General features: G+C 58.4%; 1 protein-coding gene. It reads left to right on the forward strand.

Going from position 1 to position 1,225, the window contains the following annotated elements:
* Window positions 1-87 precede the first annotated feature (87 nt).
* Window positions 88-1,056 (forward strand): hypothetical protein, encoded by a 969-nt coding sequence (locus KM176_RS24750; RefSeq protein ID WP_236045457.1) that lies wholly within the window; start codon window positions 88-90, stop codon window positions 1,054-1,056.
* Window positions 1,057-1,225 lie beyond the last annotated feature (169 nt).

A 1,225-nucleotide genomic window follows, 5' to 3' on the forward strand; every position in this document is an offset into this window, starting at 1 on the left:
CGCAGCCACCCGGAAAAAGAGGGAGGGAAGCCATGTCTTGACCCAATCATGACCCGCTCAGCATAATCCAAGGTGGGTCACTTCTCGATGGAAACCCCGGGTCAGTTCTGGGTGGAAATCAACACCCTCACGATCGAGCGTCACATGGCCGCTGCGCGCCTTGGCTTCAGTGAATTGTTTGAACCTCTCAGCAAACCTGACAAGCTCAAGGACGGGTTTCGCGATGGCACCTTGCCCGCGATGCGGCTCTTCACCCACCGGGTCTTGCCTTTGGTGACGGCGCAAAGGAATGGGGATGCCTATGCCGCGATGGCAGTGCTGCGCGACGGATCGCCGCTAGTCGAGAAGAGAGGTATCCGAGCGGTAGGCGGGGGCCGAACCACCGGCCTCGACGCTGCCCGGACGGGCGTCGTAGCGCTGATGACCCTCTTTGAGGACGGCCAAGATCCGAGATGTGCCGAAGTGTTGGCGGTGGTTGCGAAGCACGGTTTGTTCCCAGTTCCCGACCAGCTGCAGCTCTGTCTGCCTGACGATGGCTCCCCTACTCAGGAAGACACTGATATTGGCGTTGATCTTATTCAATCTCCTGCAAATGAAGCGCCAACCGTTCCCAAGGCTGAGGAACCCGCCGAAAACGCCATCACCGAAGCTTGGACGCAGGCACTTGAGGCGCCGTTTTCTCAGGTTGCGCGCTATCGCGACTATGTCGAAGACCGCAGCCCATTTGGTACTCACCAAGGGGTAAAAGGACTTGAGTTTCCCCGGGTCATGGTGATCGCCGACGACGTTCATACACGCTTCAAAGGCCTTGCCTCGTATGAAACCCTCTTTGGCGTAAAGCAGCTGAGCCCCAGTGCCCAGAAAAAGGCCGACGAAGGTGAGGAAACCACGATCAAGCGCACCCGTCGCTTGCTGTATGTCACCTGCACACGGGCCGAAGAGAGCCTCGCGCTTGTGCTCTATTCTGAGGCCCCTGACAGTATCCACAGGTTCCTGGTCTCCAAAGGGTGGATGGCTGAGGATGAGATCGTGATGGCTGCGGTCCGCGGGACCTAATAGGAAGCTGCACTGCAGCGCTGAACTAGCTCGGTCATGACCGCTTCTCTAATTGGGCGTTCGGGTCAAGCTCGTCTTCCTTCTTTCTGCGGGATCGATGTCGCTCATCCGGGTCACGCTTCTCTTCGCAGTCTGGTGACACAGGTGTGTCGCTGCATGCATGTGCCGG

The sequence above is a fragment of the Pseudooceanicola endophyticus genome (assembly GCF_018760365.1).
Taxonomy (GTDB): domain Bacteria; phylum Pseudomonadota; class Alphaproteobacteria; order Rhodobacterales; family Rhodobacteraceae; genus Pseudooceanicola; species Pseudooceanicola endophyticus.

What these genes read in the sequence shown, in the direction of transcription:
- KM176_RS24750 (WP_236045457.1), top strand. Translation starts at nt 88, where the DNA reads ATGGAAACCCCGGGTCAGTTCTGGGTGGAAATCAACACCCTCACGATC.